The organism is Vibrio sp. EA2, assembly GCF_033042495.1.
Classification (GTDB): Bacteria; Pseudomonadota; Gammaproteobacteria; order Enterobacterales; family Vibrionaceae; genus Vibrio.
This window is the reverse complement of sequence record NZ_JAWLID010000013.1, coordinates 1-16,048: the sequence shown is the minus strand read 5'-3', so window position 1 is coordinate 16,048 and position 16,048 is coordinate 1. Positions and strand designations below refer to the sequence as shown.

The window sequence follows — 16,048 nt, the reverse complement described above, 5'->3', positions numbered from 1 at the left end:
GTCTAATACTATTGTGTTCTATCTGGCGCTTATCTAGAACCAAAAACTCTATTCAATGATCACAGGTAACATTTTTAATTTACGTTGCAGACATCGCGACGTGAACCTTTGAATCTGAACGCATTTATTCACCAAGTATATGGCTCTGACGCTTCTTTGCTGCCAACGTACTAGCTCCTCTGAATGTTGGGAGATTTGACCTCATGAAAAAGTCAGCTTATGCCAGAAAGCTATTTCTGATTAGTATGAAAGAGAATGCCCCCCAAAAGGTAGCGGCACTGGAAAAGTACATCCAGATAGATATCCCAGTGATCTCGTCGGATGCACTAATGGAAGCAAAACCGAAACACCGTAATAAAATCTTGCTCATCGATTTCAGTGAACATAAATCGCTCGTTCAGTCGATTAAGAATTTACCACTGGCATGGAAAAACTTTGAAACGGTTGTTTTTAATGTTCCTAAACGTCTAACGACGGATGAACTGCTCTCATTCGGCCAGCTCAAAGGCGTATTCTATGCCGAAGAATCGATTGAACAAGTCGGTGAAGGATTAAAAGGCATCATTAATGGCCAAAACTGGCTACCAAGAAATGTGGCCAGTCAGCTTCTTCATTACTATCGCAATGTGATCAATACGCATACCGCGCCCGCAACTGTAGACCTTACTATTCGGGAGCTGCAGGTATTACGCTGTCTTCAAAATGGGGCATCAAATAGCCGAATGGCAGAAGAGTTGTTTGTCAGTGAGTTTACGATTAAGTCTCACCTGTACCAGATTTTTAAAAAGCTCTCGGTGAAAAACCGCGTACAAGCCATTGCTTGGGCTGACCAGAATCTGATGTCTTAACGCGAACCTTCTGTTAACTAAGTTAATGCGGTTCTCACACTCAGTTTGAACCGCTCATGCTTTTTCCGGCCTCTGCCTCACATTTTTTCCTACTTTATTCATGATTAAGACATAACTCTCGTGTTAAAGTGATGCGCAAATTCTTGAAGATAATGACGAGAAAGGAAATTCCTCCAATGATTAAAAAATGTCTGTTCCCTGCTGCAGGCTATGGTACGCGCTTCTTACCTGCGACCAAGTCAATGCCAAAAGAGATGATGCCGGTAGTGAACAAGCCATTAATTGAATATGGCGTTGAAGAAGCGATCCAAGCTGGTATGAACGGCATGTGTATTGTGACTGGTCGTGGCAAACACTCAATCATGGATCACTTTGATAAAAACTACGAACTTGAACACCAAATCAGCGGCACTAACAAGGAAGAGCTGTTGGTAGACATTCGTGAAATCATTGAATCAGCGAACTTTACCTATATCCGTCAAAGAGAGATGAAAGGTCTTGGGCACGCTATCCTTACTGGCCGAGAGCTGGTTGGCGATGAACCTTTTGCAGTCGTTTTGGCGGATGACCTTTGTGTTAATGAAGACGAAGGCGTTCTCGCTCAAATGGTCGCTTTGTTTAAGCAGTTCCGTTGCTCTATTGTCGCGGTACAGGAAGTCCCTGTTGAAGAAACCCATAAATACGGCGTTATCGCAGGCGAGATGATTAAAGATAATATCTTCCGTGTTGACGACATGGTAGAAAAACCTGAACAGGGTACCGCACCAAGTAATCTAGCCATCATCGGTCGTTACATCCTGACTCCTGACATTTTCGAGTTAATTGAAAACACTGAACCTGGCAAAGGTGGTGAAATCCAAATTACGGATGCGCTGCTAAAACAAGCCAAAGCTGGCTGCGTACTTGCGTACAAATTCAAAGGTAAGCGATTTGATTGTGGTAGCGTAGAAGGTTACATCGAAGCAACCAATTACTGTTTCGAAAACCTGTACTTAAAAGACGAGAAAAAGTCTGAGCTAGGCAAACACGCAACTCAACGAGAAGTATAAGCTTTTCAAACTTATCACTTATTCTCACATGATTAAGCCCAGCTCAAATGCTGGGCTTTTGTTTACTGTTTTTTTGTCCAGTATTCCTTTGCACATTTCTCACACTATGTAATACTTGCCCAACTTGGTTATACATAGAGCAAAAACGATGGATAAAATAGAAGTTCGCGGTGCCCGAACCCATAACCTTAAAAACATCAACCTGACTATCCCTCGCGATAAACTGACGGTTATTACTGGATTAAGTGGCTCCGGTAAGTCTTCCCTCGCTTTCGACACCTTATATGCGGAAGGTCAACGACGTTATGTTGAGTCTCTTTCGGCTTATGCACGTCAGTTTTTGTCTCTTATGGAAAAGCCCGATGTTGATCATATTGAGGGCTTATCACCGGCCATTTCTATTGAACAGAAGTCAACGTCTCATAACCCACGCTCAACCGTAGGTACAATTACGGAAGTCTACGACTACCTGCGTCTGCTTTACGCCCGTGTTGGTGAACCGCGCTGTCCGACCCACCACGCCCCTCTTGCCGCACAAACCATTAGCCAGATGGTGGACAAGGTATTGGAATTGCCTGAAGGCAGTAAAATGATGCTCCTGGCTCCCATCGTTAAGGAGCGTAAAGGCGAACATGTAAAGACGCTGGAAAACCTCGCGGCGCAGGGGTTTATCCGTGCACGTATTGACGGTGAAACCTGCGATCTTTCCGATCCACCAACACTTGAATTACACAAAAAACACACGATCGAAGTCGTCGTGGATCGTTTTAAAGTTCGTCCGGATCTACAACAACGTTTAGCTGAATCTTTCGAGACCACACTGGAGTTGTCGGGCGGAATTGCTGTCGTCGCGCCAATGGATGGTGACGGTGAAGAGATTATATTCTCAGCAAACTTTGCTTGTCCGAAATGTGGCTACAGCATGCAGGAATTAGAGCCTCGACTGTTCTCATTCAATAACCCTGCGGGAGCTTGTGGTACTTGTGATGGTTTGGGTGTGCAGCAATATTTTGATCCAAGCCGAGTCATTCAGGATGATTCATTAAGTCTGGCACAAGGTGCTATCCGTGGCTGGGATCAAAAGAACTATTACTACTTCCAAATGCTCACCTCAATTGCGGATCACTATGGCTTTGATCTTCATGCTCCGTTTAATTCTCTGCCGAAGAAAACGCAAGACATCATTTTAAAAGGATCTGGCCGAACAGAAATTGAGTTTAAGTACATCAATGATCGTGGTGACATTCGTGTAAAACGCCATCCATTTGAAGGCATTCTGAATACGCTCGAACGTCGCTATCGCGATACAGAATCTAACTCTGTGCGTGAAGAGTTAGCCAAATATATCTCGACGAAGTCTTGCTCAAGCTGCGGCGGTACACGTCTGCGCCTTGAAGCACGTAATGTGTTTATTGCGGATACCACACTCCCTGAGATCGTAGAGCTGAGTATTGCTGATGCCCTGGAGTTCTTCCAGAAACTTAAACTGGAAGGACAGCGGGCACAAATTGCCGAAAAGGTCATGAAAGAGATCAATGACCGCCTGCAGTTTTTAGTCAATGTGGGACTAAATTACCTTAACTTATCCCGCAGTGCTGAAACCCTGTCAGGCGGTGAGGCGCAGCGTATTCGCTTAGCAAGCCAAATTGGTGCGGGTCTGGTTGGGGTGATGTATGTACTTGATGAGCCTTCAATTGGCCTCCACCAGCGAGATAATGAACGTCTGCTAAAAACACTGACTCACCTACGCGATCTGGGTAACACCGTTTTAGTTGTGGAACACGATGAAGACGCCATTCGCTGTGCCGACCATGTGATCGATATCGGTCCCGGAGCAGGTGTTCACGGCGGTAATGTCGTAGCTGAAGGCACAATGGCCGAGATTATTGCGAACCCTGACTCTCTGACAGGACAATACTTAAGTGGAGCCAAAGAGATTGCGGTGCCAAAAGAGCGCACTCCTCGCGATCCGAAGAAAACGGTAGAGCTGATTGGTGCAACCGGCAATAACCTGAAAAACGTTAATTTGTCAGTACCTGTTGGTCTGTTTAGCTGTATTACCGGCGTTTCAGGTTCAGGTAAGTCGACTCTGATTAATGATACTTTCTTCAAGATTGCCCATACCCAGTTGAATGGAGCCACGACCGCACATCCATCACCTTATAAATCGATAAAAGGCCTTGAGCACTTTGATAAAGTCATCGACATCGATCAAAGTCCAATTGGTCGTACACCTCGCTCAAACCCTGCGACTTACACCGGTATTTTTACTCCGATTCGTGAATTGTTTGCCGGGACGCAGGAGTCGCGCTCTCGTGGTTACAAACCAGGACGTTTTAGTTTTAACGTACGAGGTGGCCGTTGTGAAGCGTGTCAGGGCGATGGCGTAATCAAGGTAGAAATGCACTTCCTGCCTGACGTCTATGTTCCATGTGATGTATGTAAAGGCAAGCGCTATAACCGTGAAACCCTAGAAGTACGCTATAAAGGTAAAACCATCGACGAAGTTTTAGAGATGACAGTTGAAGACGCGCGTGAGTTCTTTGAACCCGTTCCCGTGATTGCACGTAAACTGCAAACTTTAATGGATGTAGGCCTGTCTTATATTCGTCTGGGGCAAGCGGCAACAACGCTGTCTGGCGGTGAGGCTCAACGGGTGAAACTGGCCAGAGAACTCTCAAAGCGTGATACCGGTAAAACGCTCTATATTTTGGATGAGCCAACCACAGGTCTGCATTTCCATGATATCCAGCAATTACTGTCGGTACTGAACCGTCTGCGCGATCACGGCAACACCGTTGTGGTCATCGAACACAATCTGGACGTCATAAAAACAGCCGACTGGATTATCGACCTGGGCCCAGAAGGTGGACAAGGCGGCGGTGAAATAATTGCTCAAGGTACACCTGAAGATGTGTCCTTGATCGAAGGATCACATACCGCTCGTTTTCTTAGTCCTATGTTGAAATAGAAAAAACAGGTAAAGTACCAAGACCAGCATTGCTGGTCTTTTTTCATTCAAAACAATGCAATGTCTATGGCCACTATACATGTAAGTGGAACTAAGCTTTCACCGGAAAAAGTTCAGGTTCCTCTCAACCGCAAGTTTCTTCTCTCTTTGGCAGTACTGTTTGTACTGGCAATGCACTTTTTTATGCCAAATCCGGGTGGGTCAGGATTAGCGCTATCCTTCAATGCCACATCCTGGATAGCGTTTAGCTTTGCGTTAGGGATTGGCTGTTATCAACTCGCCCGGAATCAAGCGGTAAGATATTCAAAATTGACTATCGGCTTGTTTATCAGTGTTATCATTATGACTATTCCGGTTTTTTATCCGAATGCGAATAGTCACTTAGCCTCCAACAAACTCATTGGTCTGTGGAGTGGGTTGTTGTTTTTCGTTGTCTTGCAACAGTTCCATTTCAGTAACAAGCACCGCCAACGTATCTTGTGGTTTATCGTGTTGGCCGTGGTGATCGAAGCCATTTTGGGACTGACGCAATATCTCTACTTAACACCCGGTAACCCATTCGGCTACAACACCATCGCCAACCGTCCATATGGCATATTTCAGCAACCTAATGTCATGGCCAGCTTTCTTGCTACTGGTTTAGTGATTGCCAGTTACTTAATGGCACGTCAGCCATACAAGTACGACCGCAAGCTCAGCGATATCTATTTACTCTATGCAGTACCCGTTTTAACCATCCCTTTGATCGTTGCTCTCGCCTCGCGAACAGGTTGGCTGGCTTCTCTGTTTGCGGTCCTGCTGATTATCCCTTACATGTACCGCTACAATACCAAGCGGCGCTTTTATCATTGGGTGATTTCTCTCGTGACCGGTCTGTTGTTATCCGTCGTGGTAATGCACATCGCTTTCCCTCAAGGCAACGGGTTAGCAGCAGAGAAAGTTAACATGGAGTCAGCTCGTGCTTACACTTTCCCGCAAACCTTAGATATGGTGATTGAAAAACCGTTTACCGGATATGGCTACGGAAAGTTTGAGTCAGAGTACATGCTGTACACTGCTCGCCAGCATGCGTTAAACGAGAATTATCCTGCCGGGTTACCTGGAATGGATCACCCTCACAATGAGCTTTTGTATTGGGGAGTTGAAGGTGGTCTGTTGCCTGTCTTAGCTATCTTTTTAGCCATAGCATTAGTGCTGCACAGAATCTATCAGGCCAAACGGGGGACACGCTTAGCGTTACTGGCTTTGTTTATTCCAATAGTGTTGCACTCGCAGCTTGAATACCCGTTTTACCACTCGTTAGTGCATTGGGTGATCTTTATCATCCTGCTTTATTGGGTGGATCAGCGAGTTGCACGTTATCGCCAGGTTGGTTTCACTAAAATCACCAAAAGTTTACTGCGCATAGTCAGTTTAACTTTGCCTGCCGTGTTTACGTTCTATATGGTGAGCGCCTTGCATACTAACTACATATTGACGAAATTTGAAACCACACGTCCGACGAATCCAGATATTCTTAACCAGGTCAGCAACCCTGTGGTATGGAAAGATAGATTCGACTGGGATGTGTACAGCACTTTCCTCAATATCGGTTTACATAAACAGGACCCAAGCTTAATTCAGCCATACATTGACTGGTCATTGAACATCATTAAAGATAAGCCCCGCCCGGCTTTCTATAACAATTTAATTCTGGCTTATCAGGGGCTAAGCGACAGCAGTAAAGCAGAACAAATTCGTGCTGAAGCACAATTCTTATTCCCTCGGGTAGATTTTAGTACGGTGAATTACCAGCCACCATCACAAGCGCAATCAGCTTCACCTCTACCTGAACAGTCTGGTGAGCAGTAAATAAACCAAAAAAGCGAAGGGTAACCTTCGCTTTTTTACTTCAGTGTGTCGTTACTCTGTCAGCGACTCTTCCAGTGCTTTCAAACACAGCGCAACATTTTCTGGGCGAGCTCCGTAACCCATCAGACCAATACGCCACGCTTTACCTGCCAACGCACCAAGACCGGCGCCAATTTCCAGGTTATAGGTTTCTAGTAGGTGAGCTCGAACCTTCGCTTCATCAATGCCTTCAGGTACATAAACGGCATTTAATTGAGGTAAACGATACGCTTCTTCTACAACGAATTCAAAACCAAGTTTTTGTAGGCCGTCTTTTAGTTTCTCATGCATCAATTGGTGACGAGCCCAGGCATTTTCCAAGCCTTCATTTTGCAGAATCAAGAGCGATTCATGCAAAGCATATAGGCTGTTCACTGGTGCGGTATGATGGTAGCTACGCTTACCCTCTCCACTCCAGTAACCAAGCACTAGGCTTTGGTCAAGGAACCAGCTTTGTACCGGTGTTGTTCTCGATTGAATTTTATCTATTGCCGCCTGAGAAAATGTCACCGGAGATAAGCCCGGTACACATGACAAGCATTTTTGGCTACCTGAGTACACCGCATCCAACTGCCATTCATCTACTTTTAATGGCACACCACCCAATGAAGTGACCGCATCCACAATAGATAGCGCATTATGTTGTTTGGCTAATTTACCCAAAGCTTGAGCGTCGCTGACCGCACCTGTTGAGGTTTCCGCATGAACGAACGCTAAAATTTTGGTATCAGGGTGCTGTTGCAGAGTTTGTTCTACTTTATCGACAGAGACTGGCGTGCCCCATTCATCATCAACCACTACAACTTCACCACCAGCGCGAACAACATTTTCACGCATACGCTCACCAAAAACGCCGTTTCGGCATACGATGACTTTATCGCCTTTTTCAATCAAATTGACGAAGCACGCTTCCATACCTGCACTGCCTGGTGCAGAGACGGCAATTGTGAATTCATTTTCTGTCTGAAAAGCATATTTCAGCAGTTGTTTCAGCTCATCCATCATTGCAATAAACAGAGGGTCCAGATGGCCAACCGTTGGGCGGCTAAGCGCTTGTAGTACTTGCGGGTAAATATCAGAAGGACCAGGCCCCATTAAGATACGATGAGGGGGGATAAAACTTTGGATCGACATGTGAGCTCCTTGTTTGACGTTACTTAACCCGAGTGAGGACAATAGTTTTTAGTATTTTGAGTAAGTCTCGGGTATCCAAGAACTCACACTAATGGATTTTGTAGGACTCGGCAATTAGCCTTATGTATTGAGTTCACACCACTGTCACAGATTCGCTAATAAAAAATTGCAGGATCATTGAAATATTCATTGACTTTATGACGCCAAAACCGTTCAATGTTTGAGCTTTATGTAGAAGAGGAGCACTACCCAGGTAGATGATTTGTGGAACCGCAATTCCAATACCAATCATTCAGGGGGAGTAGTGCCGAGGTAAGTCAAAATTGCAGGGTTTGACTTGTCGGTTGACGTGGGTTGAGTCCCATCAACTGTCATCAGCATTGTCTGATGAAGAGCTTCTGAGGGTAAATATTTCAAATATCATTCTAAATACCTCTCTTTTTGCTCTGTTCCTTTCCTCACTAAATATCGGATATATCTTACTTTTAGGAAGTCGTGGGAGAACGCAGTGAGCGCATTTAACGTAGCAAAATTCGGTGGAACCAGTGTTGCCAACTTCGAGGCAATGAGTCGTTGTGCCGCCATTATTGAAAACAATCCAAATACTCGCCTTGTCGTGAGCAGCGCTTGCTCTGGTGTAACTAATCTACTCGTAGAGCTTGCTAACGGTGTTCAGGACCAAGAGCAGCGTGCCGAGTTGCTGCGCAAGCTAGCAGAAATTCATGATGCCATCCTCTCGCAATTAAAAGATGCGTCAGAAGCAAGTGCAGAGGTTTACGCCATTCTTGATACGGTAACCAGTCTTGCTGAAGCGGCGTCTATCCAAGCGAGCTCGAAACTGACCGATCACTTAGTGGCGTGTGGCGAGCTAATGTCAACACACATTCTGGCTCAGCTAATGAGAGAACGTGGTATCAATGCGGTACGTTTCGATATTCGTGATGTACTGAGAACGGACGCTAACTTCGGACGTGCTGAGCCGAATGTCGAAGCGATTTCTCAGCTCGCGCAAGAAAAATTAGTCCCAGTTTGTCAGGAGTCAGTGGTCATCACCCAGGGTTTCATCGGCTCTGACGAAGAGGGTAATACAACGACGTTAGGTCGTGGTGGCAGTGACTACAGTGCCGCACTCATTGCTGAAGGCGTTAAAGCTTCAGGCTTAGAAATCTGGACTGATGTCCCGGGCATCTACACAACAGACCCACGTATTGCGCCAAAAGCGTCTCCAATTCCAGAAATCAGCTTTAGCGAAGCGTCAGAAATGGCAAACTTTGGTGCCAAGATCCTCCACCCTTCTACGCTCGTTCCAGCGCTACGCCACGATATTCCGGTGTTTGTGGGCTCGTCTAAAGATCCAGAAGCAGGTGGTACATGGATTCGTCACCAAGTAGAAAGCTCACCGCTGTACAGAGCGCTTGCGTTGCGTTGCAACCAGACGATGGTCACGCTACGTAGTGCGAACATGTTCCATGCTTACGGCTTTCTGGCTAAAGTATTCGAGATTCTGGCTAAACACAAAATCTCAGTAGACCTGATCACTACTTCAGAAATCAGTGTTTCATTAACACTCGACCAAACAGATACCTCTGGTGGTGCACCACAGCTGCCTCAAGCCGTAAGAGAAGAGCTGGAAGAACTGTGTAAAGTAGAAGTTGAACACGACCTATGCCTGGTAGCACTGATCGGAAACAACATGAGTGGTAGCAAAGGGTACGCAAAACAGGTCTTCGGCACACTAGAAGACTTTAACTTACGTATGATTTGTTACGGTGCAAGCCCGCACAACTTATGTTTCCTACTGCACAAATCAGAATCTCAACAAGCGATTCAAAAGTTACATGCCGAACTATTTGAAAAATAAACACGCTTAGTTCAACAAACAAAAAGGGCTGCCCGATGGCAGCCCTTTCTCTTTCCGGTGGATTAGCCGTTAATATTCGGACCTAACCATTTTTCTGCTTCGAGTCGGTCCCAACCTTTACGTTCAGCGTAGCTTTCTAACTGATCTTCCTGGATCTGCGCGATAGCAAAGTAGCGAGAATCCGGATGAGAGAAGTACCAGCCAGACACTGAGGCGCCAGGGTACATGGCATAGCTAGAAGTCAGAGACATACCGATACTCTCTTCTACGTTGAGAAGATCCCATAACGGCCCTTTTTCCGTATGCTCAGGACAAGCAGGATAACCAGGCGCAGGTCGAATACCTTGGTACTTTTCACGGATGAGCTCATCATTCGATAGATTCTCATCTTCAGCATAACCCCAGATTTCTTTACGGACACGCTCATGAAGGTATTCCGCAAAAGCTTCCGCTAGACGATCAGCCACCGCTTGGATCATAATGGCATTATAATCATCGCCCTTCGCCTTATATTCATCGGCCAATTCACGCTCACCAATACCACCAGTAACGGCAAACGCGCCAATCCAGTCATGCTTGCCAGAGTCTTTTGGTGCTACATAATCAGACAAGCAGTAGTTGAAGCCTTTTGGTTTCTCTGTTTGCTGACGAAGATTACACAGGACTTTCGCGACTTCGGTACGCGATTCATCCGTGTACACTTCGATGTCATCGCCCACACTCGCCGCAGGGAACAGACCACACATACCTCGCGCTTTCATCAGACCTTCGTTTTCAACACGATCAAGTAGTTCATTCGCGTCATGGAACAAACGCTTCGCTTCTTCACCCACTTCTTCGTGATCGAAGATCGTTGGGTACTTACCAACGAGCGACCAAGTCATAAAGAATGGTGTCCAGTCGATGTACTCACGTAAGGTCGCGACATCAAAATCATCAAAGATATGAATGCCCGACTGTTTTGGTGCTGGAGGTGTATACGCATCCCAGTCAATCGCAACTTTATTGGCACGAGCTTCTTCCAGGGTAACTGGCTTGGTTCTCGGCTTTTTACGGTTGTGCTGATCACGAACACGCTCATAATCGGCATCCAATTTTTCTACGAAATCAGGACGACGTTCATCAGACAATAGTGAGGAACAGACACCGACAGCGCGCGAAGCATTATTAACGTAAACGACCGGATGTTTGTAGTTCTGCTCAATTTTAACTGCAGTATGCGCTTTCGACGTTGTCGCGCCGCCAATCAGCAATGGAAGATCAAAATCAAGACGCTCCATCTCTTTAGCCACATGAACCATTTCATCTAACGATGGCGTGATCAGACCTGACAGACCGATAATATCGACGTTCTCTTCTTTAGCGACTTTTAAGATCTTTTCACACGGCACCATAACGCCAAGATCGATGATCTCGTAGTTGTTACATTGCAGTACAACACCAACGATATTTTTACCGATATCGTGTACATCGCCTTTCACTGTAGCCAATAATATCTTACCGTTGCTCTGACCGACCTGCTTTTCTGCATCGATAAATGGTTCTAAATGAGCGACCGCCTGTTTCATTACACGCGCCGACTTCACAACCTGAGGCAGGAACATCTTACCTTCACCAAACAAATCGCCGACCACGTTCATGCCATCCATTAACGGGCCTTCTATAACCTCTAGCGGTTTAGAAGCGTTAACACGAGCTTCTTCGGTGTCCTCAACGATAAACTCAGTAATACCTTTAACTAAAGCATGTTCTAAACGTTTTTCGACTGGCCAAGTTCTCCACTCGAGTGCAGAGGCATCTTCTTCTTTACCGACGCCTTTATCGGCGTACTCAGAGGCAAGATCCAGCAGTCTTTCGGTAGCATCATCACGACGGTTAAGAACAACGTCTTCTACCGCTTCGCGCAGTTTTTCAGGTACGTTGTCGTAGATCTCCAACTGACCAGCATTAACGATGCCCATATCCATACCGTTTTTAAAACAGTGGTAAAGGAATACGGCATGAATCGCTTCACGAACATAGTTATTGCCACGGAAAGAGAAAGAAACGTTAGACACACCGCCAGAAATCATCGCATGCGGCAAGTCACGTTTGATGTCGCCAACCGCATTAATAAAGTCAACGGCATAGTTGTTGTGCTCATCGATACCTGTAGCAACCGCAAAAATATTTGGGTCAAAGATAATATCTTCTGGCGGGAAGCCAACTTCATCGACCAGGATATGATAAGCATTAGTACAAATTTCAATTTTACGCTCACGTGTATCAGCCTGACCGACTTCGTCAAATGCCATCACGATAACGGCAGCACCATAGCGGCGAATCAGTTTAGCCTGCTCAACAAACTTCTCTTTACCTTCTTTTAGAGAAATCGAGTTGACGATGCCTTTGCCCTGAATACACTTCAGGCCAGCTTCGATGACTTCCCACTTGGAGGAGTCAACCATAACAGGCACTTTAGAAATTTCAGGCTCAGAAGCACATAGGTTCAAGAAACGAACCATACATGCCTGAGCATCCAGCATGCCTTCATCCATGTTGATATCGATGATTTGTGCGCCGTTTTCAACCTGCTGGCGAGCAACATCTAACGCTTCATCGTATAACTCTTCTTTGATTAAGCGCTTAAAACGAGCTGAACCCGTGACGTTAGTACGCTCACCCACGTTAATAAATAGCGAATCTTTATCGATAGAAAGTGGCTCTAAGCCAGATAAACGGCAAGCAACCGGAAGATCAGGCAACTGGCGAGGCGTTACGTTTTCAACCGCTTCCGCCATTTGACGAATATGTTCTGGCGTTGTACCACAACAGCCACCAATCAAGTTCAAGAAGCCGCTTCCAGCCCACTCCTCAACATGCTTGGCCATATCCTCAGGGGATAAATCGTATTCACCAAATGCATTAGGAAGACCCGCGTTAGGGTGAGCAGAGACAAAAGATTCGGATATGCGCGAAAGCTCTTCAACATATGGACGCAGTTCATCAGGGCCAAGCGCACAGTTCAAGCCAAATGAAAGCGGCTTAACATGGCGTAACGAGTTGTAAAACGCCTCTGTTGTTTGACCTGACAAGGTTCGCCCTGAAGCGTCAGTGATGGTACCTGAGATCATCACAGGAAGTTCGATACCCAGCTCTTCAAATACTGAATCGACCGCGAAGGCACACGCTTTCGCATTCAAGGTATCAAAAATCGTCTCAATAAGAATGAGGTCCGAGCCACCTTTGATCAACGCACGAGTAGACTCTGAGTAAGCTTCGACCAATTCATCAAAACTTACATTGCGGTAACCAGGATCGTTTACATCAGGAGAGATAGAACACGTACGGTTTGTCGGGCCCAGAACACCGGCAACAAAACGGGGTTTATCCGGTGTTTTCGCGGTCCACTCATCAGCGACTTCACGAGCTAACTTAGCCGCGGCAAAGTTGATCTCTTCACTCAGGCTTTCCATCTCATAGTCAGCCATAGCGATAGTGGTCGCATTAAAAGTATTGGTTTCCAGGATATCAGCACCAGCTTCAAGATAAGCGCTGTGTATTTCCTTAATCAATTGAGGCTGACTCAGTACCAACAAGTCGTTGTTACCCTTTAGATCGCAGTGCCAGTCAGCAAAGCGCTCTCCTCGATAGTCTTGCTCTTCAAGTTTGTATCCCTGAATCATAGTGCCCATACCACCATCAATCAGAAGAATACGTTGCTTCAATTGAGCTTCAATCTGTTGTCTTACATTACTTCCCACAGTACAGCCTCATTCCTTTCGTTATCATGCCATCCTATCACACAAAGTTCAGGAGTCTAGACGTCTAAATACAGATTTAATGATTATTTTATCGGCCTCTTACGTTATCAAATAATCGCGAAAAAATGTTTGCTATTTAAACAGCATCAGCCGAAAATTCCATTCATAAAATGTTACAAACAGAGTGTTCTAATGTCGGTCTATCATACTTTATGTTTTCTCTCCGCAGCTGCGATGCTAATAGCCTTTGTAAACAGCAAAATAGGCAAGATGCAAACCACTATTGCCATTACCGCTGGTTCAATGGTTCTTTCCCTCCTGATCCTAATTGCTGGTCAAAATAACTGGTTCCATCTGACAGAGATAGCCACAGAAACCGTAACCAGAATCAATTTCGAAGATTTCTTGCTCAAAGGTATCCTCGGTTTTTTGCTGTTTGCAGGCGGTCTGGGAATCAAGTTACCCAACCTGAAAGATCAAAAATGGGAAATCACAGTATTAGCATTAGCAGCCACTCTGTTTTCAACTTTCTTCATCGGTTTTGTCCTCTATGGGATTTGCTTACTGATCGGGATTCAGTTTGACTTGATTTACTGCCTACTGTTTGGTGCATTGATCTCTCCAACGGACCCGATAGCGGTACTTGCCATTGTCAAAAAACTGGATGCCCCAAAACGCATCTCGACACAGATCGAAGGTGAATCGTTGTTCAATGATGGCTTTGGTCTGGTTATTTTTGTCACCTTATTCACAATCGCATTTGGCACTGAAGCACCAACGGTAGGAAGTGTCACGATGCTCTTTATCCAAGAAGCGATTGGCGGCATTTTTTATGGCTTCCTACTTGGGTTGCTCTTCCACTACTTAATTAGTGCGACCAATGACCACTCAATGGAGCTATTACTTACTATTGGTGTTCCTACAGCAGGTTATGCTTTCGCAGAGTACATCCACGTATCAGGCCCATTAGCCATGGTTGTATCCGGCATTATGATTGGTAACTGGACACGCTTTATCGGCTTCTCTAAAGAGAGTGAAGATCACCTCGACCACTTCTGGGAATTGGTTGATGAGTTTCTAAATGGCGTTCTGTTCCTATTGATCGGTATGTCGATGCTGCTGTTCAAATTCCACCAAGAAGACTGGATCATGATGGCCATCGCTGTACCTCTGGTTCTGGCATCCCGTTACCTTAGTGTCTTTCTCTCTTACATTGGTTTTAAGCGATACAGAAAATATAACCGTTGGTCAGTCAAAATCCTAACTTGGGGCGGTCTTCGCGGTGGTCTCGCTCTTGCGATGGCACTTTCAATCCCATCAGGAATCTGGGTCGTACAAGACAAACTGATCGATGTTAAAGAGATCATCTTGGTTATGACTTACGCAGTGGTTGTGTTCTCTATTTTGATTCAAGGCTCAACCATTACGCCAATGATCGAGAAAGCCAAAGAAGAAGAAAAGAAGATGGAAGAGGAGCGTAACGCTTTAGCCGTCTCCGAAGAAAAACAGCATCCTGTACCAAACGAACATAAAGAACAGCTTGAATCTTAAGTGTTACTCAATCCTCAAAAAGCAGCCATATGGCTGCTTTTTTTTATATGTGCGTACTCTTTACTCGCAAACTAAACACAATCACACTAATCTATAATCTCTAAGCAATAAGCAATAAGCATCAATCACTTAAGATCCTCTAGTCGCAAGTATTGTGGAAATACCAGAGTAGCGACCATTCATTCGCACGCCTTTATATTCACATCCCTTGGATTACAGCAATTTGACTATGCTTATCTCTTTGGCGCAGTTTGTATCAATACAGGGGAAGCAGAAGCCATCGTCTCACCATTGAGCAATATGGAAGCGATGAGAGAGCATTTAAATCTCATCTCTGATGCTACACCAATGGGAAAACACTCGGTCATCATTATGGATCAAGCGAGCTGGCACCAAAGTTATCTAGGAAAAGAGTACTCAAACGTAACCATTCTCCATATCCCACCGTCTTCACCAGAGCTCAGTCCAATAGAGCAAGTCTGGAGTTGGTTGCGACAGAATGAACTAGCCAACCGATGCTTTGATAGCTACGAAGACATTGTTGATAGTATTTGTACTGCTTGGAATCGATTTTTGGAGAATAAAAGAAGAGTTATCTCACTCTGCTTTAGGGACTGGACAAGCTTGACCACTTAATTAATGTAATTGGTATAACTGGTCAGGAAACAGGGTTCGATAAACAAACTCTATTTGCCATGGATGGCAAATCGAAGCCCCATGGATGGGTTCATGCGTGTTTGTGTTCGATACCTGTTTCTTGGTTCTCTATCATTTAGTATGACCACGTTCTTACTTAGGTTGGTATAAGTGGCGGAATGACCGGGCTTGCGTACAATTGGACTCACATACGAGCGGGCTCGATTTCCCTGAAAGGGAGACTATGCGCCAAAACGAAAAAAGCCTAGTCTTTCGACTAGGCTTCTTAATAAGTGGCGGAGTGGACGGGACTCGAACCCGCGACCCCCGGCGTGACAGGCCGGTATTCTAACCAACTGAACTAC

Annotated in this window: 9 protein-coding genes and 1 riboswitch; of the genes, 7 read left to right on the top strand and 2 right to left on the bottom strand. The window is 45.4% G+C overall.

Going from position 1 to position 16,048, the window contains the following annotated elements; translation table 11 throughout:
- The first annotated feature begins 203 nt into the window (after nt 1-203).
- From RXX31_RS20180 to RXX31_RS20165, 4 genes are all read left to right on the top strand, one after another.
- On the top strand, nt 204-848 hold the full coding sequence (locus RXX31_RS20180; protein WP_317591497.1) for a LuxR C-terminal-related transcriptional regulator: 645 nt from the start codon (nt 204-206) through the stop codon (nt 846-848).
- Nucleotides 849-1,024: 176 nt separating this feature from the next.
- The gene (gene galU, locus RXX31_RS20175) at nt 1,025-1,897 is read left to right on the top strand and encodes a UTP--glucose-1-phosphate uridylyltransferase GalU (protein ID WP_317591496.1); all 873 of its coding nucleotides are present in this window, start codon (nt 1,025-1,027) and stop codon (nt 1,895-1,897) included.
- Between the two features lie 148 nt (nt 1,898-2,045).
- Nucleotides 2,046-4,868 carry an excinuclease ABC subunit UvrA gene (uvrA, locus tag RXX31_RS20170; RefSeq protein WP_317591495.1) on the top strand — a complete coding sequence of 941 codons (2,823 nt, stop codon included), beginning with the start codon at nt 2,046-2,048 and terminating at the stop codon, nt 4,866-4,868.
- Nucleotides 4,869-4,934: 66 nt separating this feature from the next.
- On the top strand, nt 4,935-6,719 hold the full coding sequence (locus tag RXX31_RS20165) for a PglL family O-oligosaccharyltransferase (RefSeq protein WP_317591494.1): 1,785 nt from the start codon (nt 4,935-4,937) through the stop codon (nt 6,717-6,719).
- A gap of 51 nt (nt 6,720-6,770) precedes the next feature.
- On the opposite strand, the gene RXX31_RS20160 is transcribed toward RXX31_RS20165, so the two are convergent.
- Nucleotides 6,771-7,892, bottom strand: a complete 1,122-nt coding sequence (locus RXX31_RS20160) for an alanine--glyoxylate aminotransferase family protein (RefSeq protein ID WP_317591493.1) — start codon at nt 7,890-7,892, stop codon at nt 6,771-6,773.
- A 227-nt stretch (nt 7,893-8,119) separates the two neighbouring features.
- Nucleotides 8,120-8,298, top strand: a riboswitch (Lysine riboswitch).
- Between the two features lie 102 nt (nt 8,299-8,400).
- On the opposite strand from RXX31_RS20160, the gene lysC reads away from it, so the two are divergent.
- The gene (lysC, locus tag RXX31_RS20155; protein WP_317591492.1) at nt 8,401-9,753 is read left to right on the top strand and encodes a lysine-sensitive aspartokinase 3; all 1,353 of its coding nucleotides are present in this window, start codon (nt 8,401-8,403) and stop codon (nt 9,751-9,753) included.
- A gap of 62 nt (nt 9,754-9,815) precedes the next feature.
- Here lysC and metH read toward each other — a convergent pair whose 3' ends face one another.
- Nucleotides 9,816-13,496 (bottom strand): methionine synthase, encoded by a 3,681-nt coding sequence (metH, locus tag RXX31_RS20150; protein WP_317591491.1) that lies wholly within the window; start codon nt 13,494-13,496, stop codon nt 9,816-9,818.
- A gap of 192 nt (nt 13,497-13,688) precedes the next feature.
- Between metH and RXX31_RS20145 the strand changes: the two genes are divergently transcribed.
- Nucleotides 13,689-15,047, top strand: a complete 1,359-nt coding sequence (locus RXX31_RS20145) for a sodium:proton antiporter (protein ID WP_317591490.1) — start codon at nt 13,689-13,691, stop codon at nt 15,045-15,047.
- Between the two features lie 114 nt (nt 15,048-15,161).
- Nucleotides 15,162-15,683 carry a transposase gene (locus RXX31_RS20140; protein WP_317591564.1) on the top strand — a complete coding sequence of 174 codons (522 nt, stop codon included), beginning with the start codon at nt 15,162-15,164 and terminating at the stop codon, nt 15,681-15,683.
- The last annotated feature ends 365 nt before the right edge of the window (nt 15,684-16,048 follow it).

What these genes read in the sequence shown, in the direction of transcription:
- RXX31_RS20180 (WP_317591497.1), top strand. Translation starts at nt 204, where the DNA reads ATGAAAAAGTCAGCTTATGCCAGAAAGCTATTTCTGATTAGTATGAAA.
- galU (WP_317591496.1), top strand. Translation starts at nt 1,025, where the DNA reads ATGATTAAAAAATGTCTGTTCCCTGCTGCAGGCTATGGTACGCGCTTC.
- uvrA (WP_317591495.1), top strand. Translation starts at nt 2,046, where the DNA reads ATGGATAAAATAGAAGTTCGCGGTGCCCGAACCCATAACCTTAAAAAC.
- RXX31_RS20165 (WP_317591494.1), top strand. Translation starts at nt 4,935, where the DNA reads ATGGCCACTATACATGTAAGTGGAACTAAGCTTTCACCGGAAAAAGTT.
- RXX31_RS20160 (WP_317591493.1), bottom strand. Translation starts at nt 7,892, where the DNA reads ATGTCGATCCAAAGTTTTATCCCCCCTCATCGTATCTTAATGGGGCCT.
- RXX31_RS20145 (WP_317591490.1), top strand. Translation starts at nt 13,689, where the DNA reads ATGTCGGTCTATCATACTTTATGTTTTCTCTCCGCAGCTGCGATGCTA.